Consider the following 24358-nt stretch of genomic DNA (forward strand, 5'->3'; position numbering starts at 1 on the left):
ACGATTGGGTCTGTAGCTCAGTTGGTTAGAGCGCACCCCTGATAAGGGTGAGGTCGGCAGTTCGAATCTGCCCAGACCCACCAATTGTTGTGGTGTGCTGCTGATCCGAATGGGGCCATAGCTCAGCTGGGAGAGCGCCTGCTTTGCACGCAGGAGGTCAGGAGTTCGATCCTCCTTGGCTCCACCATTAATCGTCGAAAGCTCAGACATGAATGTTCAGGTTGAACGAACATTGATGTCTGGTCTTTGTGCCAGAACTGTTCTTTAAAAATTTGGGTATGTGATAGAAGTAGACTGAATAATCTCTTTCACTGGTGATTATTCAAGTCAAGGTAAAATTTGCGAGTTCAAGCGCGAATTTTCGGCGAATGTCGTCTTCACGTTCGAGACAATAACCAGATTGCTTGGGGTTATATGGTCAAGTGAAGAAGCGCATACGGTGGATGCCTTGGCAGTCAGAGGCGATGAAAGACGTGGTAGCCTGCGATAAGCTTCGGGGAGTCGGCAAACAGACTTTGATCCGGAGATCTCTGAATGGGGAAACCCACCCGGGATAACCTGGGTATCTTGCACTGAATACATAGGTGTAAGAGGCGAACCAGGGGAACTGAAACATCTAAGTACCCTGAGGAAAAGAAATCAACCGAGATTCCCTTAGTAGTGGCGAGCGAACGGGGATTAGCCCTTAAGCTTCTTTGAATCTAACAGAACGCTCTGGAAAGTGCGGCCATAGTGGGTGATAGCCCCGTATGTGAAAGGTTCTTTGAAGTGAAATCGAGTAGGACGGAGCACGAGAAACTTTGTCTGAATATGGGGGGACCATCCTCCAAGGCTAAATACTACTGACTGACCGATAGTGAACCAGTACCGTGAGGGAAAGGCGAAAAGAACCCCGGAGAGGGGAGTGAAATAGAACCTGAAACCGTATGCGTACAAGCAGTGGGAGCCTACTTTGTTAGGTGACTGCGTACCTTTTGTATAATGGGTCAGCGACTTATATTCAGTGGCGAGCTTAACCGTATAGGGAAGGCGTAGCGAAAGCGAGTCTTAATAGGGCGTTTTAGTCGCTGGGTATAGACCCGAAACCGGGCGATCTATCCATGAGCAGGTTGAAGGTTAGGTAACACTGACTGGAGGACCGAACCCACTCCCGTTGAAAAGGTAGGGGATGACTTGTGGATCGGAGTGAAAGGCTAATCAAGCTCGGAGATAGCTGGTTCTCCTCGAAAGCTATTTAGGTAGCGCCTCACGTATCACTCCAGGGGGTAGAGCACTGTTTCGGCTAGGGGGTCATCCCGACTTACCAAACCGATGCAAACTCCGAATACCTGGAAGTGTCAGCGTGGGAGACACACGGCGGGTGCTAACGTCCGTCGTGAAAAGGGAAACAACCCAGACCGTCAGCTAAGGTCCCAAAGTTATGGTTAAGTGGTAAACGATGTGGGAAGGCTTAGACAGCTAGGAGGTTGGCTTAGAAGCAGCCACCCTTTAAAGAAAGCGTAATAGCTCACTAGTCGAGTCGGCCTGCGCGGAAGATGTAACGGGGCTCAAACCATACACCGAAGCTACGGGTGCATCGCAAGATGCGCGGTAGAGGAGCGTTCTGTAAGCCTGTGAAGGTGAGTTGAGAAGCTTGCTGGAGGTATCAGAAGTGCGAATGCTGACATGAGTAACGACAATGGGAGTGAAAAACTCCCACGCCGAAAGACCAAGGGTTCCTGCGCAACGTTAATCGACGCAGGGTTAGTCGGTCCCTAAGGCGAGGCTGAAGAGCGTAGTCGATGGGAAACAGGTTAATATTCCTGTACTTCTAGTTACTGCGATGGAGGGACGGAGAAGGCTAGGCCAGCTTGGCGTTGGTTGTCCAAGTTTAAGGTGGTAGGCAGAGATCTTAGGTAAATCCGGGGTCTTAATGCCGAGAGCTGATGACGAGTCATCTTTTAGATGATGAAGTGGTTGATGCCATGCTTCCAGGAAAAGCTTCTAAGCTTCAGGTAACTAGGAACCGTACCCCAAACCGACACAGGTGGTTGGGTAGAGAATACCAAGGCGCTTGAGAGAACTCGGGTGAAGGAACTAGGCAAAATGGCACCGTAACTTCGGGAGAAGGTGCGCCGGCGAGGGTGAAGTATTTACTACGTAAGCCCATGCCGGTCGAAGATACCAGGCCGCTGCGACTGTTTATTAAAAACACAGCACTCTGCAAACACGAAAGTGGACGTATAGGGTGTGACGCCTGCCCGGTGCCGGAAGGTTAATTGATGGGGTTAGCGAAAGCGAAGCTCTTGATCGAAGCCCCGGTAAACGGCGGCCGTAACTATAACGGTCCTAAGGTAGCGAAATTCCTTGTCGGGTAAGTTCCGACCTGCACGAATGGCGTAACGATGGCGGCGCTGTCTCCACCCGAGACTCAGTGAAATTGAAATCGCTGTGAAGATGCAGTGTATCCGCGGCTAGACGGAAAGACCCCGTGAACCTTTACTGTAGCTTTGCACTGGACTTTGAGCCTGCTTGTGTAGGATAGGTGGGAGGCTTTGAAGCGTGGACGCCAGTCTGCGTGGAGCCATCCTTGAAATACCACCCTGGCATGCTTGAGGTTCTAACTCTGGTCCGTTATCCGGATCGAGGACAGTGTATGGTGGGCAGTTTGACTGGGGCGGTCTCCTCCTAAAGAGTAACGGAGGAGTACGAAGGTGCGCTCAGACCGGTCGGAAATCGGTCGTAGAGTATAAAGGCAAAAGCGCGCTTGACTGCGAGACAGACACGTCGAGCAGGTACGAAAGTAGGTCTTAGTGATCCGGTGGTTCTGTATGGAAGGGCCATCGCTCAACGGATAAAAGGTACTCCGGGGATAACAGGCTGATACCGCCCAAGAGTTCATATCGACGGCGGTGTTTGGCACCTCGATGTCGGCTCATCACATCCTGGGGCTGAAGCCGGTCCCAAGGGTATGGCTGTTCGCCATTTAAAGTGGTACGCGAGCTGGGTTTAGAACGTCGTGAGACAGTTCGGTCCCTATCTGCCGTGGACGTTTGAGATTTGAGAGGGGCTGCTCCTAGTACGAGAGGACCGGAGTGGACGAACCTCTGGTGTTCCGGTTGTCACGCCAGTGGCATTGCCGGGTAGCTATGTTCGGAATAGATAACCGCTGAAAGCATCTAAGCGGGAAACTAGCCTCAAGATGAGATCTCACTGGGAACTTGATTCCCCTAAAGGGCCGTCGAAGACTACGACGTTGATAGGTCGGGTGTGTAAGCGCTGTGAGGCGTTGAGCTAACCGATACTAATTGCCCGTGAGGCTTGACCATATAACACCCAAACAATTTGTGTGTTGTACGGTGAAGACGTAACGAACCGAAAGTTCGTGTGAACCGCAAATACCTGTCACATACCCGAATCTGGATGAGCGTGTGCATCTGCCACGAGCATCCATAAAGAATTGCTTGACGACCATAGAGCGTTGGAACCACCTGATCCCATCCCGAACTCAGTAGTGAAACGACGCATCGCCGATGGTAGTGTGGAGTTTCTCCATGTGAGAGTAGGTCATCGTCAAGCTCCTATCCCAAGACCCCTGGTCAGCTTCGCTGGCCGGGGGTTTTGCTTTTGCGCGCGGGAAAGTTGTGCCATTGCTGCGTAGGCAATTCAGGCATGCCTCTATATGATGCGTGCCTGACTGTTGCGGGGGTGATATGCAGACCTTGCTGAAATTGCTGAGCGATGGCCGCTTTCATTCCGGAGAAGAGCTGGGTGCTCTGCTCGGAGTAAGTCGCAGTGCTGTCTGGAAGCGCCTTGAGGGGTTCGAGCACGACTACGGTGTGGTCGTGCAGCGTGTGCGCGGTCGCGGTTATCGCCTGGAAGAGCCGCTGAGTATCATCGCGCCCAGACCCGATACCGGCCTCTGGCCTCTCGATGTTCTGTTTTCGATCGATTCCACCAACGCCGAAGTTCTGCGACGCCTCTCTGCCGGTGCCACGGCGCCATTCGCCATCTTGGGCGAGCGCCAGACTGCTGGACGAGGCAGGCGAGGGCGGCAATGGGAAAGTCCCTTCGGTGCCAACCTTTATTACACCCTGGGTATCAGCGTGCGCGGTGGTGCGCAGGAGCTGGAAGGGATGAGTCTGGTGGTTGGTCTTGCAGTGGCTAAAGCCATCCAGGCGCTGGGTGTAAAGGATGTTGGCTTGAAGTGGCCCAATGACGTCCTGGTCGGTGGCAAGAAGATTGCCGGTATCCTGCTGGAGTTGACGGGGGATCCTGCTGATATCTGCAGCGTTGCCATCGGTATCGGTATCAATGTGAACATGCGCAAGGCGGATGCCATTGATCAGCCCTGGACCTCGGTTCGAGAAGCGCTAAGCAGGGTGGTCGATCGCAATGAGTTGCTGCAGGCGCTGGAGTCGCAACTCGCGCATGCACTTTCCCGCCATCGCGAGCGCGGTTTTGCCGCCAGTCGTGAAGAGTGGGAGTCCCTTCACCTGTGGCAGGGGCGGCAAGTCACGCTGTCCACTGTCGCCAATAATATCGTTGGGCGCGCCCTTGGCATCGACGAAAGGGGGGCGCTGCGCCTCCTGGTGGATGGCAAGGAGCAGAGCTACAGCGGAGGCGAGCTGAGTCTGAGGTTGTCGGATGATTCTTGAGTTGGATTGCGGAAATAGCCTGATCAAGTGGCGGGTGGTCAGGAGGCACGACCTGGTGACTGTCGCGGGTGGTGTGGCTGATTCTGATCAGGCGTTGTTAACACAACTGCGGGCGAGTGGGGTGGTGGATATCCACTACTGCCGCATGGTCAGCGTGCGTAGCGAGCAGGAAACCGACGCGCTTCGTGTCGGTCTGGAGACCGCTTTTCCCGTTACGGTGCATATTGCTGCCCCTGCGACCGAGCTGAGCGGGGTCGTGAATGGCTATCGCGAGTACCAGCGTCTCGGAATGGATCGGTGGCTCGCTCTGGTGGCAGGTCATTGTCTGGCGGGTCGTGGCTGCCTGGTGCTCGATCTCGGTACGGCAGTTACCTCCGATCTGGTCGACGCTGCTGGCAAGCATCTGGGGGGCTACATTGCGCCCGGGATGCCACTGATGCGCAGTCAGTTGCGCACGCACACGCGCCGTATTCGCTATGGTGACGATGCTGCTCATGAGGCACTGCAGAATTTGCTGCCGGGCCAAGAGACCTCTGAAGCGGTGGAGCGCGGGTGTGTGTTGATGCTGCGGGGGTTCGTGCGGGAGCAGATCGCTCTGGCAAACAGGCTGCTGGGTGATGACTGCGCTGTCTATTTGACCGGAGGGGACGCCGAGCTCGTCAAGGATGAGAGCGCTCGTGCTGTCGTGCTTCCGGACCTGGTATTTCTCGGCCTGGCGCTCGCCTGTCCGATCGAGTGAGTCTGATCGATGCGTTGGTTCTTTCTTTTTCTGCTCGCCCTCAATGTCTTCTATTACGTCTGGCATCAGCAGCAGGTGCCGCTCCGTCCGAAGGAGATCGCGCCGCTCAGCCTGTTTCATGCGGATCAGAAGAATATTCGGCTACTCAGCGAGTCTGCCGAGGCGCCTCAGCGCCGTCCGGCAGAAGAAAAGCCGGCGACTGCTCCCGCGTCCGCGTGTGTTTACCTGGGCAGCTTCCCGGTTGAGGATCGTGCCCGGCAACTGGTCCAGCGCTTGCTGAGCCTGGATGTCCAGGCTTCGGTTCAAACCGTGGATGCTGCTGCTGGCCTCGATTACTGGGTTTATCTCCCGCCCCTGGCGTCGCGACAGGCTTCGTTGTGGCAGCTGCGCGAGCTGCAGGCGAGGAAGATCGATAGTTACATCATCACTGAAGGTGACCTGACTGATGGAATTTCCCTCGGAATCTTCCAGCGCAAGGATTCCGCTGACAGCGTCGTAGAGCGTCTGAAGGCTGCTGGGTACGATGCTCTGGTGCGCGAGCTGGCTCGTTCGCAGCATGATTACTGGGCGCAGATAAGCGCGGAAAGCGGGCGCCTGGTGGACGATTCCCTGGTGCGTCAGCTGGCCCCGGATTTCCCGGAACTGCAAAAACAAACAATGCTGTGTAAAAACGTTGCAAGCCCTCAATAGTTTGAATAGAATGGCGCCCGCTTCACAGGGGTGGCCTGAAAAGGTCGAACACTGGAAGCCGTTGTCGAAGAGCTAAGCTCAAGTTTTTTAAAGAAAAACAGTTGACAACGCGGTGGCAGGCTGTAGAATGCCGCCTCACTCGGAGGGGTTCCCGAGCGGCCAAAGGGATCAGACTGTAAATCTGACGTCTCAGACTTCGAAGGTTCGAATCCTTCCCCCTCCACCAGTTTCAAGCGTGAGCTGCAAGCTCCGCGGGTATAGTTCAGTGGTAGAACCTCAGCCTTCCAAGCTGATGATGCGGGTTCGATTCCCGCTACCCGCTCCAAGTTTGTTGCTTATGTCTTGCTCATGTAGCTCAGCTGGTAGAGCACACCCTTGGTAAGGGTGAGGTCAGCGGTTCAAATCCGCTCATGAGCTCCATCTCGCAAAGGCAGATATGAAAATATCTGCCTTTGTTTTAATGGTGACGTGACTTTCTCAATTCCTTACGGGAGGCGGTCAAGATGGCTAAAGAAAAGTTTGAGCGTAACAAGCCGCACGTAAACGTCGGCACCATCGGTCACGTTGACCACGGCAAAACCACTCTGACCGCTGCTCTGACTAAGGTCTGCTCCGAGACCTGGGGCGGCTCCGCTCGCGCTTTCGACCAGATCGACAACGCGCCGGAAGAGAAGGCTCGTGGTATCACCATCAACACCTCTCACGTTGAATACGACTCGCCGGTACGCCACTACGCTCACGTAGACTGCCCGGGCCACGCCGACTACGTGAAGAACATGATCACCGGTGCTGCCCAGATGGACGGCGCGATCCTGGTTTGCTCGGCTGCTGACGGTCCCATGCCGCAGACCCGCGAGCACATCCTGCTGTCCCGTCAGGTAGGCGTTCCTTACATTGTCGTGTTCCTGAACAAGGCCGACATGGTTGACGACGCCGAGCTGCTGGAACTGGTCGAAATGGAAGTTCGCGATCTGCTGAACACCTACGACTTCCCGGGCGACGACACTCCGATCGTGATCGGTTCTGCTCTGATGGCCCTGAACGGCCAGGACGACAACGAGATGGGCGTTTCCGCCGTGCGCAAGCTGGTAGAAACCCTGGACTCGTACATCCCCGAGCCCGAGCGCGCCATCGACAAGCCGTTCCTGATGCCGATCGAAGACGTGTTCTCGATCTCCGGTCGCGGCACCGTGGTAACTGGCCGTGTTGAGCGTGGCATCGTCAAGATCCAGGAAGAAGTGGAAATCGTCGGCATCAAGGCGACCACCAAGACTACCTGCACCGGCGTTGAAATGTTCCGCAAGCTGCTCGACGAAGGTCGTGCTGGTGAGAACGTTGGCGTTCTGCTGCGTGGCACCAAGCGTGAAGACGTAGAGCGTGGCCAGGTTCTGGCCAAGCCGGGCACCATCAAGCCGCACACCAAGTTCGAGTGCGAAGTGTACGTGCTGTCCAAAGAAGAAGGTGGTCGTCACACCCCGTTCTTCAAAGGCTACCGTCCGCAGTTCTACTTCCGTACCACCGACGTAACCGGCAACTGCGAACTGCCGGAAGGCGTTGAGATGGTAATGCCGGGCGATAACGTGAAAATGGTTGTCACCCTGATCGCTCCGATCGCCATGGAAGATGGCCTGCGCTTCGCGATTCGCGAGGGCGGCCGTACCGTTGGCGCCGGCGTGGTTGCCAAGATCATCGAATAATCGATTGATCTTTCCCTCTCAGGCCGGCATAATGGTCGGCCTGACTTTGTTCTAGGCCAGTAGCTCAATTGGCAGAGCGGCGGTCTCCAAAACCGCAGGTTGGGGGTTCGATTCCCTCCTGGCCTGCCAGATTTCTAAAAAATCTGGCACTTCTTTAAACGGGATTCCTAGCAGATGAATGCGAAGGTAGAAGCCAAAGAGTCGCGTCTTGATCTCTTGAAGTGGCTTGTGGTTGCAGTGCTGGTGGTGGTGGCTGTGGTTGCCAACCAGTATTACTCCGCGCAACCGATCTTCTATCGCGTTCTCGGTATTCTCGTGATGGCGGCTGTTGCAGGTTTTATTGCGCTGCAAACCGTCAAGGGGCGTGCGTTCTTTACTTTGGCTAAAGAGGCTCGCGCCGAGATTCGCAAGGTTGTATGGCCGTCTCGTCAAGAGACAACTCAGACCACGCTGATCGTAGTGGCAGTAGTGCTGGTAATGGCGCTGGTGCTTTGGGGGCTCGACTCCCTGCTGGGTTGGCTGGTTTCCATGATCGTAGGTTAAGGGTGTTCCGTGGCTAAGCGTTGGTACGTTGTGCATGCCTACTCGGGTTACGAGAAGCATGTCATGCGCTCGCTGATCGAGCGGGTCAAACTGGCCGGCATGGAAGATGGGTTTGGTGAGATTCTCGTCCCCACCGAAGAAGTCGTGGAGATGCGGAACGGCCAGAAGCGCAAGAGTGAGCGCAAATTCTTCCCGGGCTATGTCCTGGTGCAGATGGAAATGAATGAGGGTACTTGGCACCTGGTCAAGGACACTCCTCGTGTCATGGGCTTCATTGGTGGTACTGCCGACAAGCCGGCGCCGATCACCGACAAGGAAGCCGATGCCATTCTGCGTCGTGTTGCCGATAGCGGTGACAAGCCGAAGCCGAAGACTCTGTTCGAGCCGGGCGAAACCGTTCGTGTCATCGATGGTCCGTTCGCTGACTTCAATGGTGTCGTCGAAGAAGTTAACTACGAAAAGAGCCGCATCCAGGTCGCTGTGCTCATTTTCGGTCGCTCTACTCCGGTAGAGCTGGAGTTCAGCCAGGTAGAGAAAGTTTAACTGGCACACTGAATCCCACACCCCGCAGCCGTAGGCTGCGGGGTTTTGTCGTCCTTGGGATAAAACGCGAAAGCAACCGGGGAGCCCGACAGGGCGCTTGACCCGCATTTGGAGTAGCAAATGGCTAAGAAAATCACGGCTTACATCAAGCTGCAAGTTAAGGCCGGCCAGGCCAACCCGTCGCCGCCCGTCGGCCCGGCTCTGGGTCAGCACGGCGTGAACATCATGGAATTCTGCAAGGCGTTCAACGCCAAGACCCAAGGCCAAGAGCCGGGTCTGCCGACTCCTGTAATCATCACCGTTTACAGCGACCGTAGCTTCACCTTCGAAACCAAGAGCACCCCGGCTGCCGTCCTGCTGAAAAAAGCAGCTGGCATCACCAGCGGTTCCGCTCGTCCGAACTCTCAGAAAGTCGGCACCGTTACCCGTGCTCAGCTGGAAGAGATCGCCAAGGCCAAGCAGGCTGACCTGACCGCTGCTGACCTGGACGCTGCCGTACGCACCATTGCTGGCTCCGCGCGCAGCATGGGCCTGAACGTGGAGGGTGTGTAATGGCTAAGCTGACCAAGCGTCAAAAGGCTATCGCCGAGAAGATCGAAGCGGGCAAGCAATACGGCTTCGAAGATGCCGCTAAGCTGCTGGCCGAGCTGTCGACCATCAAGTTCAAGGAGTCCGTGGACATCGCCATCAATCTGGGCGTTGATCCGCGTAAATCCGACCAGGTCGTACGTGGTGCCACCGTTCTGCCGAACGGCACCGGCAAATCCGTACGCGTTGCCGTCTTCACCCAGGGTCCTGGTGTTGAAGCTGCCCTGGCTGCTGGTGCAGACAAGGTTGGCATGGACGAACTGGCTGCCGAAATGAAAGCCGGCGACCTGAACTACGACGTCGTCATCGCTTCCCCGGACGCCATGCGTGTTGTTGGCCAGCTGGGTCAGGTACTGGGCCCGCGCGGTCTGATGCCGAACCCGAAAGTCGGCACCGTGACTCCGGACGTCGCTACCGCCGTCAAGAACGCCAAAGCCGGTCAGGTACGTTTCCGTACCGACAAGAACGGCATCATCCACGCTTCCGTTGGCAAGATCGACTTCGAGCCGGTCAAGCTGAAGCAGAACGTGGAAGCGCTGCTGAGCGATCTGAAGCGCCTGAAACCGTCCTCCTCGAAGGGCGTGTACGTTCAGCGCGTTACCCTGAGCACCACCATGGGCCCGGGTCTGCAGATCGATCAGGCTTCGCTGGAAGGCTGATGAACTAAGTCGGACAGTGGGTTCGCCCATTGTCCGCAGGTATTGGGGTCCCTGCCTGGCGGGGGCTATCCAAGACCGTAGGCGGCGCAAGCCTTAAACCTCAAGCCTACGCAGATGGTGCTCCCGATTCGTTTACCGAATCAGACACCAAAACGCCGTCCGGCTCCGGCTGGACGAATCGGTAACATCCAGGAGTAAACCCGTGGCAATTAAACTCGAAGACAAGAAGGCCATCGTCGCTGAAGTCAACGAGGCTGCCAAAGCCGGTCTGTCCGCTGTCGTGGTTGATGCACGCGGCGTGACTGTCGGCGCTATGACCGGACTCCGTAAAGAGGCCCGCGCAGCTGGTGTGTACGTGAAAGTCGTACGTAACACCCTGCTCAAGCGCGCCGTTGAAGGCACTCAGTTTGAAGTGCTCAACGACACGTTCAAGGGCCCGACCCTGATTGCTTTCTCCAACGAACATCCGGGCGCTGCCGCTCGTATCTTCAAGGAGTTTGCCAAGGGTCAGGACAAGTTCGAGATCAAGGCGGCCGCGTTCGAGGGTCAGTTCCTCGCAGCCAATCAGATCGACGTGCTGGCGACCCTGCCGACCTACAACGAAGCTGTTGCACAGCTGATGAGCGTGATCCAAGGCGCTACCAGCAAGCTGGCTCGTACTCTGGCGGCAATTCGCGATCAGAAAGAAGCTACCGCAGCCTAAGGCTCGGCATCTCCTTTCAACCTTTTTTGTTTAATTCGATGGCCTTAGGCCGTCACCCAATACAGGAATTAGAGTCATGGCTCTGACCAACGAAGACATCATCTCCGCCGTATCCGAAATGTCCGTCATGCAGATCGTTGAACTGATCAAGGCGATGGAAGAGAAGTTCGGCGTTACCGCTGCTGCCGCTACCGTTGCTGCTGCTGGCCCGGCTGCTGCCGCTGCTGAAGAGCAAACCGAGTTCACCATCGTTCTGGCCGAAGCTGGCGACAAGAAAGTGAACGTGATCAAGGTCGTTCGTGAACTGACCGGTCTGGGCCTGAAAGAAGCCAAGGCTGTCGTTGACGGCGCCCCGGGCGTGGTCAAGGAAGGCGCTTCGAAAGAAGAAGCCGAAGCTGCCAAGAAAGCCCTGGAAGAAGCAGGCGCCAAGGTCGAGCTCAAGTAAGTTCGTACCTTGCGTCGACAGCCCGAGCGTTAAGCGACAGGCTGATGGCTGGTGGCAATTGCCACCGGCCTTTTTCCGTTATGGGTGGGGTGCCGTAGGTGCCCCCCATAACGTGAAAATCCCGCCACGAGTGGCGGCGCAAACCTAGGGTTTGCACGATTTTTGGGCTGCTCCCCTGTGCGGGAGAGGCCAAACAAGCAGGTGACCAAGCTGGGGAACGCTGATGGCTTACTCATACACTGAGAAAAAACGTATCCGCAAGGACTTTAGCAAGTTGCCGGACGTCATGGATGTGCCGTATTTGCTGGCCATCCAGCTGGATTCCTATCGCGAATTCCTGCAGGCCGGCGCGAGCAAGGACCAGGTTCGAGACATCGGCCTGCATGCGGCCTTCAAGTCCGTTTTCCCGATTATCAGCTATTCCGGCAATGCTGCCCTGGAATACGTCGGCTACCGTCTGGGCGAGCCGGCCTTTGATGTCAAGGAATGCGTGCTGCGCGGTGTGACCTTCGCGGTCCCGCTGCGTGTGAAAGTGCGCCTGATCATTTTCGACAAGGAATCGTCGAACAAAGCGATCAAGGACATCAAGGAACAAGAAGTCTATATGGGGGAGATCCCCCTGATGACCGAGAACGGTACCTTCATCATTAACGGTACCGAGCGCGTCATCGTTTCCCAGTTGCACCGTTCCCCGGGTGTGTTCTTCGACCACGACCGTGGCAAGACCCACAGCTCCGGCAAGCTGCTGTACTCCGCTCGCATCATTCCTTACCGCGGTTCCTGGCTCGACTTCGAGTTCGACCCGAAGGATTGCGTGTTCGTGCGTATCGACCGTCGCCGCAAGCTGCCGGCTTCCGTCCTGCTGCGCGCGCTGAACTACAGCACCGAGGAAATCCTCAACGCGTTCTATGACACCAACGTCTACGAGATCAAGGGCGAGACCCTGAATCTGGAGCTGGTGCCGTCGCGTCTGCGTGGCGAGATCGCCAGCTTCGATATCAAGGATGCTGCCGGCAAGGTCATCGTCGAAGCGGGCCGCCGTATCACTGCGCGCCACATCAACCAGCTCGAGAAGGCCGGCATCACCCAGCTGGAAGTGCCGTTCGACTACCTGATTGGCCGTACCGTAGCCAAGGCTGTCGTGCACCCGGCTACCGGCGAGATCATCGCCGAGTGCAACACCGAGCTGACCGTCGATGCCCTGGCCAAGATTGCCAAGGCCCAGGTTGCTCGCCTGGAAACCCTGTACACCAACGACATCGACTGCGGTCCGTTCATCTCCGATACGCTGAAGATCGACTCCACCAGCAACCAACTGGAAGCGCTGGTCGAGATCTATCGCATGATGCGTCCCGGTGAGCCGCCGACCAAGGAAGCCGCCGAGACGCTGTTCGGCAACCTGTTCTTCAGCGCCGAGCGTTACGACCTGTCCGCCGTTGGCCGCATGAAGTTCAACCGCCGTATCGGTCGTACCGAGATCGAAGGCGCTGGCGTCCTGAGCAAGGAAGACATCGTCGAGGTCCTCAAGACCCTCGTTGCTATCCGTAACGGCAAAGGCATCGTCGACGACATCGACCACCTGGGTAACCGTCGCGTTCGTTGCGTTGGCGAGATGGCCGAGAACCAGTTCCGTGTTGGCCTGGTGCGTGTAGAGCGCGCGGTCAAGGAACGCCTGTCGATGGCCGAAAGCGAAGGCCTGATGCCGCAGGACCTGATCAACGCCAAGCCAGTGGCTGCCGCGATCAAGGAGTTCTTCGGCTCCAGCCAGCTGTCGCAGTTCATGGACCAGAACAACCCGCTCTCCGAGATCACCCACAAGCGCCGCGTCTCCGCACTCGGCCCAGGTGGTCTGACCCGTGAGCGCGCGGGCTTCGAGGTTCGTGACGTACACCCGACCCACTACGGCCGCGTGTGCCCGATCGAAACCCCTGAAGGTCCGAACATCGGTCTGATCAACTCCCTGGCTACCTACGCCCGCACCAACAAATACGGCTTCCTCGAAAGCCCGTACCGCGTGGTGAAGGAAGGTCTGGTCAGCGACGACATCGTCTTCCTGTCCGCGATCGAAGAAGCTGATCACGTCATCGCTCAGGCGTCTGCGACCCTGAACGAAAAAGGCCAGCTGATCGACGAACTGGTTGCCGTACGTCACCTGAACGAATTCACCGTGAAGGCGCCGGAAGACGTCACCCTCATGGACGTATCGCCGAAGCAGGTCGTTTCCGTCGCTGCCTCGCTGATTCCGTTCCTCGAGCACGACGACGCCAACCGTGCACTCATGGGTTCGAACATGCAGCGTCAGGCTGTACCGACCCTGCGCGCCGACAAGCCGCTGGTAGGTACCGGTATGGAGCGCAACGTCGCCCGTGACTCCGGTGTCTGCGTGGTTGCACGTCGCGGCGGTGTGATCGACTCGGTCGATGCCAGCCGTATCGTGGTTCGTGTGAACGACGACGAAGTCGAGACTGGCGAAGCCGGTGTCGACATCTACAACCTGACCAAATACACCCGTTCCAACCAGAACACCTGCATCAACCAGCGTCCGCTGGTACAGAAGGGTGATCAGGTTTCGCGCAGCGACATCCTGGCCGACGGTCCGTCCACCGACATGGGTGAACTGGCTCTGGGTCAGAACATGCGCGTAGCGTTCATGCCCTGGAACGGCTTCAACTTCGAAGACTCCATCTGCCTGTCCGAGCGCGTGGTCCAGGAAGATCGTTTCACCACGATTCACATCCAGGAACTGACCTGCGTTGCCCGTGACACCAAGCTCGGCCCAGAAGAAATCACTGCGGACATCCCGAACGTGGGTGAGGCTGCGCTGAACAAGCTGGACGAAGCTGGCATCGTCTACGTCGGCGCCGAAGTACAGGCTGGCGACATCCTGGTCGGCAAGGTCACCCCGAAGGGCGAGACCCAGCTGACTCCGGAAGAGAAGCTGCTGCGTGCGATCTTCGGTGAGAAGGCGTCCGACGTGAAGGACACCTCCCTGCGCGTGCCGACTGGCACCAAGGGCACCGTCATCGACGTACAAGTCTTCACTCGCGATGGTGTAGAGCGCGATAGCCGCGCCCTGTCCATCGAGAAAATGCAGCTGGACGAGATCCGCAAGGACCTGAACGAAGAGTTCCGCATCGTCGAAGGCGCAACCTTCGAGCGTCTGCGTTCCGCTCTGGTCGGTGCCAAGGCCGACGGCGGTCCTGCCCTGAAGAAAGGCGCAGAGATCACCGACGAGTACCTGGACGGCCTTGAGCGCGGCCAGTGGTTCAAGCTGCGTATGGCGGAAGACGCTCTGAACGAGCAGCTGGAGAAGGCCCAGGCCTACATCAGCGACCGCCGTCAGATGCTGGACGACAAGTTCGAAGACAAGAAGCGCAAACTGCAGCAGGGCGATGACCTGGCTCCGGGCGTACTGAAGATCGTCAAGGTCTACCTCGCTATCAAGCGCCGCATCCAGCCGGGCGACAAGATGGCAGGCCGCCACGGTAACAAGGGTGTGGTCTCGGTGATCATGCCGGTCGAAGACATGCCGCACGACGTGCATGGCACTCCGGTCGACATCGTTCTGAACCCGCTGGGCGTACCGTCGCGTATGAACGTCGGCCAGATCCTCGAAACCCACCTGGGCCTCGCGGCCAAGGGCCTGGGCGAGAAGATCAACCGCATGCTCGAAGAGCAGCGCAAGATCGCCGAGCTGCGTGTGTTCCTGAACGAGATCTACAACGAGATCGGCGGCCGCCAGGAGAGCCTGGACGAGCTGAACGATAACGAGATCCTCGCTCTGGCCAACAACCTCAAGGGCGGCGTGCCCATGGCTACCCCGGTATTCGACGGTGCCAAGGAGCGCGAGATCAAGGCCATGCTGAAGCTGGCCGATCTGCCGGAAAGCGGTCAGATGCGCCTGTATGACGGCCGCACCGGCAACCAGTTCGAGCGTACGACCACCGTTGGTTACATGTACATGCTCAAGCTGAACCACCTGGTCGATGACAAGATGCACGCACGTTCCACCGGCTCCTACAGCCTGGTTACCCAGCAGCCGCTGGGTGGTAAGGCGCAGTTCGGTGGCCAGCGTTTCGGGGAGATGGAGGTCTGGGCGCTGGAAGCCTACGGTGCCGCCTACACCCTGCAGGAAATGCTGACCGTGAAGTCGGACGACGTGAACGGCCGTACCAAGATGTACAAGAACATCGTGGACGGGGATCACCGCATGGAGGCCGGCATGCCCGAGTCCTTCAACGTGTTGATCAAAGAGATCCGCTCGCTCGGCATCGATATCGAACTGGAAACCGAATAACACGTGACGTCAGAACGGTGCGGCTGGTCAAGGCCGGTCGTACCGGGTCCGTGAGGAGGAAAGGCCTTGAAAGACTTGCTTAATCTGTTGAAAAACCAGGGTCAGATCGAAGAGTTCGATGCCATCCGTATTGGCCTGGCCTCGCCCGAGATGATTCGTTCCTGGTCCTTCGGCGAAGTCAAGAAGCCGGAGACCATCAACTACCGTACCTTCAAGCCGGAGCGCGATGGCCTGTTCTGCGCCAAGATCTTCGGCCCGGTGAAGGACTACGAGTGCCTGTGCGGTAAGTACAAGCGCCTGAAACACCGTGGTGTGATCTGCGAGAAGTGCGGCGTGGAAGTCGCTTTGGCCAAGGTGCGCCGTGAGCGCATGGGCCACATCGAGCTGGCCTCGCCGGTCGCCCACATCTGGTTCCTGAAGTCCCTGCCGTCCCGTATCGGCCTGCTGCTGGACATGACCCTGCGTGACATCGAGCGCGTGCTCTATTTCGAGAGCTATGTCGTGATCGATCCGGGCATGACCACCCTCGAGAAGGGTCAGCTGCTGAACGACGAGCAATACTTCGAAGCCCTCGAAGAGTTCGGTGACGACTTCGACGCCCGCATGGGTGCGGAGGCCGTTCGCGAGCTGCTCAACGCTATCGATCTGGAGCACGAGATCGGCCGCCTGCGCGAAGAGATTCCGCAGACCAACTCGGAAACCAAGATCAAGAAGCTGTCCAAGCGCCTGAAGCTGATGGAAGCCTTCCAGGGCTCCGGCAACCATCCCGAGTGGATGGTACTGACCGTCCTGCCGGTGCTGCCGCCGGACCTGCGTCCGCTGGTTCCGCTGGATGGCGGCCGCTTCGCGACTTCGGATCTGAACGATCTGTATCGCCGCGTGATCAACCGTAACAACCGTCTGAAGCGCCTGCTCGACCTGGCTGCTCCGGACATTATCGTGCGCAACGAAAAGCGCATGCTGCAGGAAGCTGTCGATGCCCTGCTGGACAACGGCCGTCGCGGCCGTGCCATCACCGGCTCGAACAAGCGCCCGCTGAAGTCCCTGGCCGACATGATCAAGGGCAAGCAAGGTCGCTTCCGTCAGAACCTGCTCGGCAAGCGCGTGGACTACTCCGGTCGTTCGGTAATTACCGTAGGTCCGACCCTGCGTCTGCACCAGTGCGGTCTGCCGAAGAAAATGGCCCTGGAGCTGTTCAAGCCGTTCATTTTCGGCAAGCTGGAAGGTCGTGGCATGGCCACCACCATCAAAGCCGCCAAGAAGATGGTCGAGCGCGAGCTGCCGGAAGTGTGGGACGTTCTCGCTGAAGTCATCCGCGAACACCCCGTACTGCTGAACCGTGCGCCGACCCTGCACCGTCTGGGCATCCAGGCGTTCGAGCCGGTACTGATCGAAGGTAAAGCCATCCAGCTGCACCCGCTGGTCTGCGCCGCGTACAACGCCGACTTCGACGGTGACCAGATGGCCGTGCACGTTCCGCTGACCCTCGAGGCTCAGCTGGAAGCGCGCGCGCTGATGATGTCCACCAACAACATTCTGTCGCCCGCCAACGGCGAGCCGATCATCGTTCCGTCGCAGGACGTGGTAATGGGTCTGTACTACATGACCCGTGAAGCGATCAACGCGAAGGGCGAGGGCATGGCTTTCGCAGACCTGCAGGAAGTTGACCGCGCGTACCGCAGCGGCCAGGTGTCCCTGCACGCCCGCGTAAAAGTGCGCATCAATGAGAAGATCAAGAACGAAGACGGCTCCCTGACCGCCAACACCCGTATCGTCGACTCCACCGTCGGCCGTGCGCTGCTGTTCCAGGTTGTCCCGGCCGGCCTGCCCTTCGACGTGGTCAACCAGTCGATGAAGAAGAAGGCGATCTCCAAGCTGATCAACCATTGCTACCGCGTGGTGGGTCTGAAGGACACCGTCATCTTCGCTGACCAGCTGATGTACACCGGCTTCGCCTACTCGACCATCTCCGGTGTGTCGATCGGCGTGAACGACTTCGTCATCCCGGACGAAAAGGCTCGCATCATCGATGCCGCCACCGAGGAAGTGAAGGAGATCGAGAGCCAGTACGCCTCCGGCCTGGTAACCCAGGGCGAGAAGTACAACAAGGTGATCGACCTCTGGTCCAAGGCCAACGACGAAGTGTCCAAGGCGATGATGGCCAACCTCTCGAAAGAGAAGGTGACCGATCGCGAGGGCAAGCAGGTCGACCAGGAGTCCTTCAACTCCATGTACATGATGGCGGACTCCGGTGCGCGGGGTTCCGCGGCCCAGATCCGTCAGCTGGCGGGTATGCGCGGCCTGATGGCCAAGCCGGACGGCTCCATCATCGAGACCCCGATCACCGCGAACTTCCGTGAAGGCCTGAACGTACTCCAGTACTTCATCTCCACTCACGGTGCTCGTAAAGGTCTGGCGGATACCGCACTGAAGACCGCGAACTCCGGTTACCTGACCCGTCGTCTCGTCGACGTGGCCCAGGACCTGGTCGTGACCGAGATCGATTGCGGCACCGAGCATGGCCTGGTCATGTCCCCGCACATCGAAGGCGGTGACGTGGTAGAGCCACTGGGTGAGCGTGTACTCGGCCGCGTGATCGCTCGCGACGTGTTCAAGCCAGGCAGCGACGACGTGATCGTTGAAGCCGGCACCCTGATCGACGAGAAGTGGGTCGATTTCCTCGAGCAGATGAGCGTCGACGAAGTCGTTGTGCGTTCGCCGATCACCTGCGAAACCCGCCACGGCATCTGCGCCATGTGCTACGGCCGCGATCTGGCCCGTGGTCACCGCGTGAACATCGGTGAGGCTGTCGGCGTTATCGCTGCCCAGTCGATCGGTGAGCCGGGCACCCAGCTGACCATGCGTACCTTCCACATCGGTGGTGCGGCCAGCCGTACTTCCGCCGTGGACAACGTACAGGTCAAGAACGGCGGCACCATTCGCCTGCACAACCTGAAGCACGTAGAGCGTGCCGACGGCGCCCTGGTAGCGGTTTCCCGTTCCGGTGAGCTGGCGGTCGCCGACGACTTCGGTCGTGAGCGCGAGCGCTACAAGCTGCCGTACGGTGCGGTGATTTCCGTGAAGGAAGGTGACAAGGTCGATCCGGGCGCTATCGTCGCCAAGTGGGACCCGCACACCCACCCGATCGTCACCGAGATGGACGGCACCGTGGCCTTCGTGGGCATGGAAGAGGGCATCACCATCAAGCGCCAGACCGACGAACTGACCGGTCTGACCAACATTGAAGTGATGGATCCGAAGGATCGTCCGGCTGCCGGCAAGGACATCCGTCCGGCCGTGAAGCTGATCGATGCCGCAGGCAAGGATCTGCTGCTGCCGGGTACCGACGTGCCGGCCCAGTACTTCCTGCCGGCGAACGCCCTGGTCAACCTCAACGATGGCGCGAAAGTGCGTATCGGTGACGTTATCGCGCGTATCCCGCAGGAAACCTCGAAGACCCGCGACATCACCGGTGGTCTGCCGCGCGTTGCCGACCTGTTCGAAGCTCGTCGTCCGAAAGAGCCTTCGATCCTGGCGGAAATCAGCGGCACCATTTCCTTCGGCAAGGAAACCAAGGGCAAGCGCCGCCTGGTCATCACTCCCACCGACGGTAGCGATCCGTACGAGGAGCTGATTCCGAAGTGGCGTCACCTGAACGTGTTCGAAGGTGAACAGGTAAGCCGCGGTGAAGTGATCTCCGACGGCCCGAGCAACCCGCACGACATTCTGCGTCTGCTGGGTGTGAGCTCGCTGGCCAAGTACATCGTCAACGAGATCCAGGACGTCTACCGTCTGCAGGGCGTGAAGATCAACGACAAGCACATCGAGACCATTCTGCGTCAGATGCTGCGCAAGGTCGAAGTGGCCGAGTCGGGCGATTCGTCCTTCATCAAGGGCGACCAGGTCGAACTGGTTCACGTGCTGGAAGAGAACGAAGTGCTGGGTACCCAGGACAAGTTCCCGGCCAAGTACGAGCGCGTCCTGCTGGGTATCACCAAGGCCTCGCTGTCCACCGAGTCGTTCATCTCGGCGGCATCCTTCCAGGAGACCACTCGCGTCCTCACCGAGGCGGCGGTCACCGGCAAGCGCGACTACCTGCGCGGCCTGAAGGAAAACGTGGTCGTGGGTCGTCTGATCCCGGCGGGTACCGGTCTGGCTTACCACAGCGAGCGCAAGCGTCAGCGCGAGCTCGGCAAACCGCAGCGCGTCAGCGCGAGCGAGGCCGAAGCAGCACTGGCCGAAGCGCTCAATCTGAGCGGTAACTAAGCCTCAAACAAAGCCCCGGTTGTCTTGACAACCGGGGCTTTGTCTTGACTGGAATCCGTAAGCTCTTTAGTATCTTGTACCCCGAAAATTGGCAGGGCGCTTGCTCTGCCCATTTTCGTTTTTAAGTGTCGTAAGACAATCAGTGGAGCTATAGATGGCAACTATCAACCAGCTGGTGCGCAAGCCGCGCAAGCGCCTGGTAGACAAGAGCGGCGTTCCTGCCCTGCAGAACTGCCCTCAGCGTCGCGGCGTATGCACCCGCGTATACACCACCACCCCGAAGAAGCCGAACTCCGCACTGCGTAAAGTGTGCCGTGTTCGTCTGACCAACGGTTTCGAGGTTTCCTCGTACATCGGCGGTGAAGGTCACAACCTGCAAGAGCACAGCGTAGTGCTGATCCGTGGCGGTCGTGTAAAAGACCTTCCGGGTGTTCGCTACCACACCGTGCGCGGTTCGCTGGACACCTCCGGTGTCAAAGACCGTAAGCAGGGTCGTTCGAAGTACGGCGCGAAGCGTCCGAAGTAATTTTGTTTTCCTATTTGCTGAGTCGATAAGAGTAAGGTCGGGCATCGAGTCCCGGATTACCTGAAGACCGTTTGAGGGCTTATCAATGCCAAGACGTCGTGTAGCGGCCAAACGTGAGATCCTGGCCGATCCGAAATACGGAAGCCAGATTCTGGCGAAGTTCATGAACCACGTGATGGAAAGCGGCAAGAAAGCCGTTGCCGAGCGTATCGTTTACGGTGCTCTGGACAAGGTCAAAGAGCGCGGTAAAGGCGACCCCCTGGAACTCTTCGAAAAAGCACTCGACGCCATCGCTCCGCTGGTCGAAGTGAAGTCCCGCCGTGTCGGCGGTGCTACCTACCAGGTTCCGGTCGAAGTACGTCCGTCCCGTCGTAATGCACTGGCCATGCGTTGGCTGGTGGACTTCGCCCGCAAGCGTGGCGAGAAGTCCATGGCGCTGCGTCTGGCTGGCGAGCTGCTGGATGCCGCTGAAGGCAAAGGCGCTGCCGTCAAGAAGCGCGAAGACGTGCACCGTATGGCCGAGGCCAACAAAGCGTTCTCGCACTACCGCTTCTAATTACGGCAACAACACTTCTGCGAGGGCTTTATGGCTCGTAACACAGCAATCAACCGCTACCGGAACATTGGTATCTGTGCCCACGTTGACGCGGGCAAGACCACCACTACCGAGCGGATCCTGTTCTACACAGGTCTCAGCCACAAGATGGGTGAGGTGCACGACGGCGCTGCTACTACCGACTGGATGGTGCAGGAGCAGGAGCGTGGTATCACCATCACCTCCGCTGCGATCACGACCTTCTGGGAAGGTTCGCGCGGCCAGTACGACAAGTACCGCGTAAACGTCATCGACACCCCCGGCCACGTAGACTTCACCATTGAAGTTGAGCGCTCCCTGCGCGTACTGGACGGTGCCGTCGTTGTGTTCTGCGGCACCTCCGGCGTTGAGCCGCAGTCCGAAACCGTATGGCGTCAAGCCAACAAGTACGGCGTTCCGCGTATTGTTTACGTGAACAAGATGGACCGCGCCGGCGCCAACTTCCTGCGCGTCGTCGGTCAGATCAAGAACCGCCTGGGTCACACCCCGGTCCCGGTTCAGCTGGCCATCGGTGCAGAAGATGACTTCCAGGGTCAGGTTGACCTGCTGAAGATGAAGGCCATCTACTGGAACGAAGACGACAAAGGCACTTCCTATCGCGAGGAAGAAATTCCCGCCGATATGGTCGAGCTGGCCAATGAGTGGCGCAACAACATGGTCGAGGCTGCTGCCGAAGCCAACGAAGAGCTGATGAACAAGTACCTGGAAGAGGGTGAGCTGTCGATCGAAGAGATCAAGGCTGGCCTGCGTCTGCGTACTATCGCCTGCGAAATCGTACCGGCTGTCTGCGGCTCGTCGTTCAAGAACAAGGGCGTGCCCCTGGTTCTCGACGCCGTCATCGACTTCCTGCCTGCTCCGACCGAGATTCCGGCGATCCAGGGTATCCACCCGGATCACATTGACGACGGCGACGATGCTCCGAAAGACGAGCGTCCGGCTGACGACAATGCTCCGTTCTCGGCTCTGGCATTCAAGATCGCCACTGACCCGTTCGTAGGTACTCTGACCTTCGTTCGCGTCTACTCGGGCGTTCTGGAGTCTGGTAACTCGGTTATCAACTCCGTGAAAGGCAAGAAAGAGCGCGTTGGTCGTATGGTGCAGATGCACGCCAACCAGCGTGACGAGATCAAAGAAGTACGCGCTGGCGACATCGCTGCTCTGATCGGCATGAAGGACGTCACCACCGGTGACACCCTGTGCGACATCGAGAAGCCGATCATCCTCGAGCGTATGGACTTCCCGGAGCCGGTAATCTCGGTAGCTGTTGAGCCGAAGACCAAGGCCGACCAGGAGAAGATGGGCATCGCCCTCGGCAAGCTGGCTCAGGAAGACCCGTCGTTCCGCGTCAAGACCGACGAAGAAACCGGCCAGACCATCATCTCCGGTATGGGTGAGCTGCACCTGGACATCCTCGTCGACCGCATGAAGCGTGAATTCGGCGTTGAGGCGAACATCGGCAAGCCGCAGGTTTCGTACCGCGAAACCATCTCGAAGGACAACATCGAGATCGAAGGCAAGTTCGTTCGTCAGTCCGGTGGTCGTGGTCAGTTCGGTCACTGCTGGATTCGTTTCTCGACTCCGGACGTGGACGACAAGGGCAACATCACTGAAGGCCTGGTCTTCACCAACGAAGTCGTGGGCGGTGTGGTTCCGAAGGAATACATCCCGGCCATCCAGAAAGGCATCGAAGAGCAGATGAAGAACGGCGTTGTAGCCGGCTATCCGCTGATCGGCCTGAAGGCGACCGTCTTCGATGGTTCCTACCACGACGTCGACTCCAACGAGATGGCGTTCAAGATCGCTGCTTCCATGGCGACCAAGCAGCTGGCCCAGAAGGGCGGCGGCAAGGTTCTGGAGCCGATCATGAAGGTGGAAGTGGTGACTCCTGAGGACTACATGGGTGACGTGATGGGTGACCTGAACCGTCGTCGTGGTCTGATTCAGGGGATGGAAGACTCGGTTTCCGGTAAGGTTATCCGTGCCGAGGTTCCGCTGGGCGAGATGTTCGGTTATGCAACCGACGTGCGTTCCATGTCCCAGGGTCGCGCTAGCTACTCCATGGAATTCTCCAAGTATGCTGAAGCTCCGGCGAACGTCGTCGAAGCTCTGGCCAAAAAACAAGCTTGATTCAGCTCTTTTAGTAAGAGGTTACTCTCGTGGCTAAAGAAAAATTTGAACGTAACAAACCGCACGTCAACGTCGGCACCATCGGTCACGTTGACCACGGCAAAACCACTCTGACCGCTGCTCTGACCAAGGTCTGCTCCGAGACCTGGGGCGGCTCCGCTCGCGCTTTCGACCAGATCGACAACGCGCCGGAAGAGAAGGCTCGTGGTATCACCATCAACACCTCTCACGTTGAATACGACTCGCCGGTACGCCACTACGCTCACGTAGACTGCCCGGGCCACGCCGACTACGTGAAGAACATGATCACCGGTGCTGCCCAGATGGACGGCGCGATCCTGGTTTGCTCGGCTGCTGACGGTCCCATGCCGCAGACCCGCGAGCACATCCTGCTGTCCCGTCAGGTAGGCGTTCCTTACATTGTCGTGTTCCTGAACAAGGCCGACATGGTTGACGACGCCGAGCTGCTGGAACTGGTCGAAATGGAAGTTCGCGATCTGCTGAACACCTACGACTTCCCGGGCGACGACACTCCGATCGTGATCGGTTCTGCTCTGATGGCCCTGAACGGCCAGGACGACAACGAGATGGGCGTTTCCGCCGTGCGCAAGCTGGTAGAAACCCTGGACTCGTACATCCCCGAGCCCGAGCGCGCCATCGACAAGCCGTTCCTGATGCCGATCGAAGACGTGTTCTCGATCTCCGGTCGCGGCACCGTGGTAACTGGCCGTGTTGAGCGTGGCATCGTCAAGATCCAGGAAGAAGTGGAAATCGTCGGCATCAAGGCGACCACCAAGACTACCTGCACCGGCGTTGAAATGTTCCGCAAGCTGCTCGACGAAGGTCGTGCTGGTGAGAACGTTGGCGTTCTGCTGCGTGGCACCAAGCGTGAAGACGTAGAGCGTGGCCAGGTTCTGGCCAAGCCGGGCACCATCAAGCCGCACACCAAGTTCGAGTGCGAAGTGTACGTGCTGTCCAAAGAAGAAGGTGGTCGTCACACCCCGTTCTTCAAAGGCTACCGTCCGCAGTTCTACTTCCGTACCACCGACGTAACCGGCAACTGCGAACTGCCGGAAGGCGTTGAGATGGTAATGCCGGGCGACAACGTGAAAATGGTTGTCACCCTGATCGCTCCGATCGCCATGGAAGATGGCCTGCGCTTCGCGATTCGCGAAGGCGGCCGTACCGTTGGCGCCGGCGTGGTTGCCAAGATCATCGAGTAATCGCTGATCCGCTCCAGAAAAAGGGACCCTTCGGGGTCCCTTTTTCGTTGAGTTGGTTAAATATTGACACCCCCCAGGAG

At 58.2% G+C, this 24358-nt stretch carries 16 protein-coding genes, 6 tRNA genes and 2 rRNA genes; all 24 read left to right on the plus strand.

The features are described 5' to 3' along the window. The first annotated feature begins 6 nt into the window (after positions 1-6). The 24 genes from ACKI1H_RS08200 to tuf (ACKI1H_RS08315) all read left to right on the plus strand — a co-directional run bounded on the left by ACKI1H_RS08200 (position 7) and on the right by tuf (ACKI1H_RS08315) (position 24278). Positions 7-83, plus strand: a tRNA-Ile gene (locus tag ACKI1H_RS08200). Between the two features lie 28 nt (positions 84-111). Beyond that, positions 112-187, plus strand: a tRNA-Ala gene (locus tag ACKI1H_RS08205). Positions 188-416: 229 nt separating this feature from the next. Then, positions 417-3308: ribosomal RNA gene (locus ACKI1H_RS08210) — 23S ribosomal RNA — on the plus strand. A gap of 134 nt (positions 3309-3442) precedes the next feature. After that, a 5S ribosomal RNA gene (gene rrf, locus ACKI1H_RS08215) occupies positions 3443-3558 on the plus strand. Between the two features lie 134 nt (positions 3559-3692). Next, on the plus strand, positions 3693-4637 hold the full coding sequence (gene birA, locus ACKI1H_RS08220; RefSeq protein ID WP_440468130.1) for a bifunctional biotin--[acetyl-CoA-carboxylase] ligase/biotin operon repressor BirA: 945 nt from the start codon (positions 3693-3695) through the stop codon (positions 4635-4637). Further along, positions 4627-5376, plus strand: a complete 750-nt coding sequence (locus ACKI1H_RS08225; protein WP_440468131.1) for a pantothenate kinase — start codon at positions 4627-4629, stop codon at positions 5374-5376. The genes birA and ACKI1H_RS08225 overlap by 11 nt, the downstream gene beginning before the upstream one ends. A 9-nt stretch (positions 5377-5385) precedes the next feature. Continuing rightward, complete coding sequence (locus ACKI1H_RS08230) at positions 5386-6066, plus strand: SPOR domain-containing protein (RefSeq protein ID WP_440468132.1); 681 nt, start codon at positions 5386-5388, stop codon at positions 6064-6066. 141 nt (positions 6067-6207) lie between these two features. Further along, positions 6208-6292 (plus strand) — tRNA-Tyr (locus tag ACKI1H_RS08235). A gap of 25 nt (positions 6293-6317) precedes the next feature. After that, positions 6318-6391: transfer RNA gene (locus tag ACKI1H_RS08240), tRNA-Gly, on the plus strand. A 19-nt stretch (positions 6392-6410) separates the two neighbouring features. Next, positions 6411-6486, plus strand: a tRNA-Thr gene (locus ACKI1H_RS08245). A gap of 83 nt (positions 6487-6569) precedes the next feature. After that, positions 6570-7763 (plus strand): elongation factor Tu, encoded by a 1194-nt coding sequence (gene tuf / locus ACKI1H_RS08250; protein ID WP_054910987.1) that lies wholly within the window; start codon positions 6570-6572, stop codon positions 7761-7763. A 53-nt stretch (positions 7764-7816) separates the two neighbouring features. Next, a tRNA-Trp gene (locus tag ACKI1H_RS08255) sits at positions 7817-7892 on the plus strand. 45 nt (positions 7893-7937) lie between these two features. After that, entirely contained in the window at positions 7938-8306 is a 369-nt protein-coding gene (gene secE / locus ACKI1H_RS08260; RefSeq protein ID WP_088421640.1) for a preprotein translocase subunit SecE, read from the plus strand. Positions 8307-8315: 9 nt separating this feature from the next. Continuing rightward, entirely contained in the window at positions 8316-8849 is a 534-nt protein-coding gene (gene nusG / locus ACKI1H_RS08265) for a transcription termination/antitermination protein NusG (protein WP_015475310.1), read from the plus strand. Between the two features lie 120 nt (positions 8850-8969). Next, positions 8970-9401, plus strand: coding sequence for a 50S ribosomal protein L11 (gene rplK / locus ACKI1H_RS08270; protein ID WP_024767122.1), 432 nt, complete (start codon positions 8970-8972; stop codon positions 9399-9401). Then, the gene (gene rplA / locus ACKI1H_RS08275; RefSeq protein ID WP_015475312.1) at positions 9401-10096 is read left to right on the plus strand and encodes a 50S ribosomal protein L1; all 696 of its coding nucleotides are present in this window, start codon (positions 9401-9403) and stop codon (positions 10094-10096) included. Before rplK ends, rplA begins: the two co-directional genes overlap by 1 nt. Positions 10097-10298: 202 nt before the next feature. Next, entirely contained in the window at positions 10299-10799 is a 501-nt protein-coding gene (gene rplJ, locus ACKI1H_RS08280; protein WP_017516429.1) for a 50S ribosomal protein L10, read from the plus strand. A gap of 76 nt (positions 10800-10875) precedes the next feature. Continuing rightward, entirely contained in the window at positions 10876-11244 is a 369-nt protein-coding gene (rplL, locus tag ACKI1H_RS08285; protein ID WP_017516430.1) for a 50S ribosomal protein L7/L12, read from the plus strand. A gap of 223 nt (positions 11245-11467) precedes the next feature. Continuing rightward, positions 11468-15541 (plus strand): DNA-directed RNA polymerase subunit beta, encoded by a 4074-nt coding sequence (gene rpoB / locus ACKI1H_RS08290; protein ID WP_138526792.1) that lies wholly within the window; start codon positions 11468-11470, stop codon positions 15539-15541. A 66-nt stretch (positions 15542-15607) separates the two neighbouring features. Beyond that, positions 15608-19807 (plus strand): DNA-directed RNA polymerase subunit beta', encoded by a 4200-nt coding sequence (gene rpoC, locus ACKI1H_RS08295; RefSeq protein WP_138526793.1) that lies wholly within the window; start codon positions 15608-15610, stop codon positions 19805-19807. Positions 19808-19961: 154 nt separating this feature from the next. Beyond that, positions 19962-20333, plus strand: coding sequence for a 30S ribosomal protein S12 (gene rpsL, locus ACKI1H_RS08300; protein ID WP_015475317.1), 372 nt, complete (start codon positions 19962-19964; stop codon positions 20331-20333). Between the two features lie 85 nt (positions 20334-20418). Further along, positions 20419-20889, plus strand: coding sequence for a 30S ribosomal protein S7 (rpsG, locus tag ACKI1H_RS08305; RefSeq protein ID WP_138526794.1), 471 nt, complete (start codon positions 20419-20421; stop codon positions 20887-20889). A 30-nt stretch (positions 20890-20919) separates the two neighbouring features. Next, the gene (gene fusA, locus ACKI1H_RS08310) at positions 20920-23055 is read left to right on the plus strand and encodes an elongation factor G (protein ID WP_138526795.1); all 2136 of its coding nucleotides are present in this window, start codon (positions 20920-20922) and stop codon (positions 23053-23055) included. A 29-nt stretch (positions 23056-23084) separates the two neighbouring features. Next, complete coding sequence (gene tuf, locus ACKI1H_RS08315; protein WP_054910987.1) at positions 23085-24278, plus strand: elongation factor Tu; 1194 nt, start codon at positions 23085-23087, stop codon at positions 24276-24278. Positions 24279-24358 lie beyond the last annotated feature (80 nt).

The sequence above is a fragment of the Pseudomonas sp. YH-1 genome, assembly GCF_051990045.1.
Lineage (GTDB): Bacteria > Pseudomonadota > Gammaproteobacteria > Pseudomonadales > Pseudomonadaceae > Pseudomonas > Pseudomonas nicosulfuronedens.

What these genes read in the sequence shown, in the direction of transcription:
- rpoB (WP_138526792.1), top strand. Translation starts at nt 11,468, where the DNA reads ATGGCTTACTCATACACTGAGAAAAAACGTATCCGCAAGGACTTTAGC.
- rplA (WP_015475312.1), top strand. Translation starts at nt 9,401, where the DNA reads ATGGCTAAGCTGACCAAGCGTCAAAAGGCTATCGCCGAGAAGATCGAA.
- birA (WP_440468130.1), top strand. Translation starts at nt 3,693, where the DNA reads ATGCAGACCTTGCTGAAATTGCTGAGCGATGGCCGCTTTCATTCCGGA.
- ACKI1H_RS08225 (WP_440468131.1), top strand. Translation starts at nt 4,627, where the DNA reads ATGATTCTTGAGTTGGATTGCGGAAATAGCCTGATCAAGTGGCGGGTG.
- ACKI1H_RS08230 (WP_440468132.1), top strand. Translation starts at nt 5,386, where the DNA reads ATGCGTTGGTTCTTTCTTTTTCTGCTCGCCCTCAATGTCTTCTATTAC.
- secE (WP_088421640.1), top strand. Translation starts at nt 7,938, where the DNA reads ATGAATGCGAAGGTAGAAGCCAAAGAGTCGCGTCTTGATCTCTTGAAG.
- rplK (WP_024767122.1), top strand. Translation starts at nt 8,970, where the DNA reads ATGGCTAAGAAAATCACGGCTTACATCAAGCTGCAAGTTAAGGCCGGC.
- rpsG (WP_138526794.1), top strand. Translation starts at nt 20,419, where the DNA reads ATGCCAAGACGTCGTGTAGCGGCCAAACGTGAGATCCTGGCCGATCCG.
- rplL (WP_017516430.1), top strand. Translation starts at nt 10,876, where the DNA reads ATGGCTCTGACCAACGAAGACATCATCTCCGCCGTATCCGAAATGTCC.
- fusA (WP_138526795.1), top strand. Translation starts at nt 20,920, where the DNA reads ATGGCTCGTAACACAGCAATCAACCGCTACCGGAACATTGGTATCTGT.
- tuf (WP_054910987.1), top strand. Translation starts at nt 6,570, where the DNA reads ATGGCTAAAGAAAAGTTTGAGCGTAACAAGCCGCACGTAAACGTCGGC.
- rpsL (WP_015475317.1), top strand. Translation starts at nt 19,962, where the DNA reads ATGGCAACTATCAACCAGCTGGTGCGCAAGCCGCGCAAGCGCCTGGTA.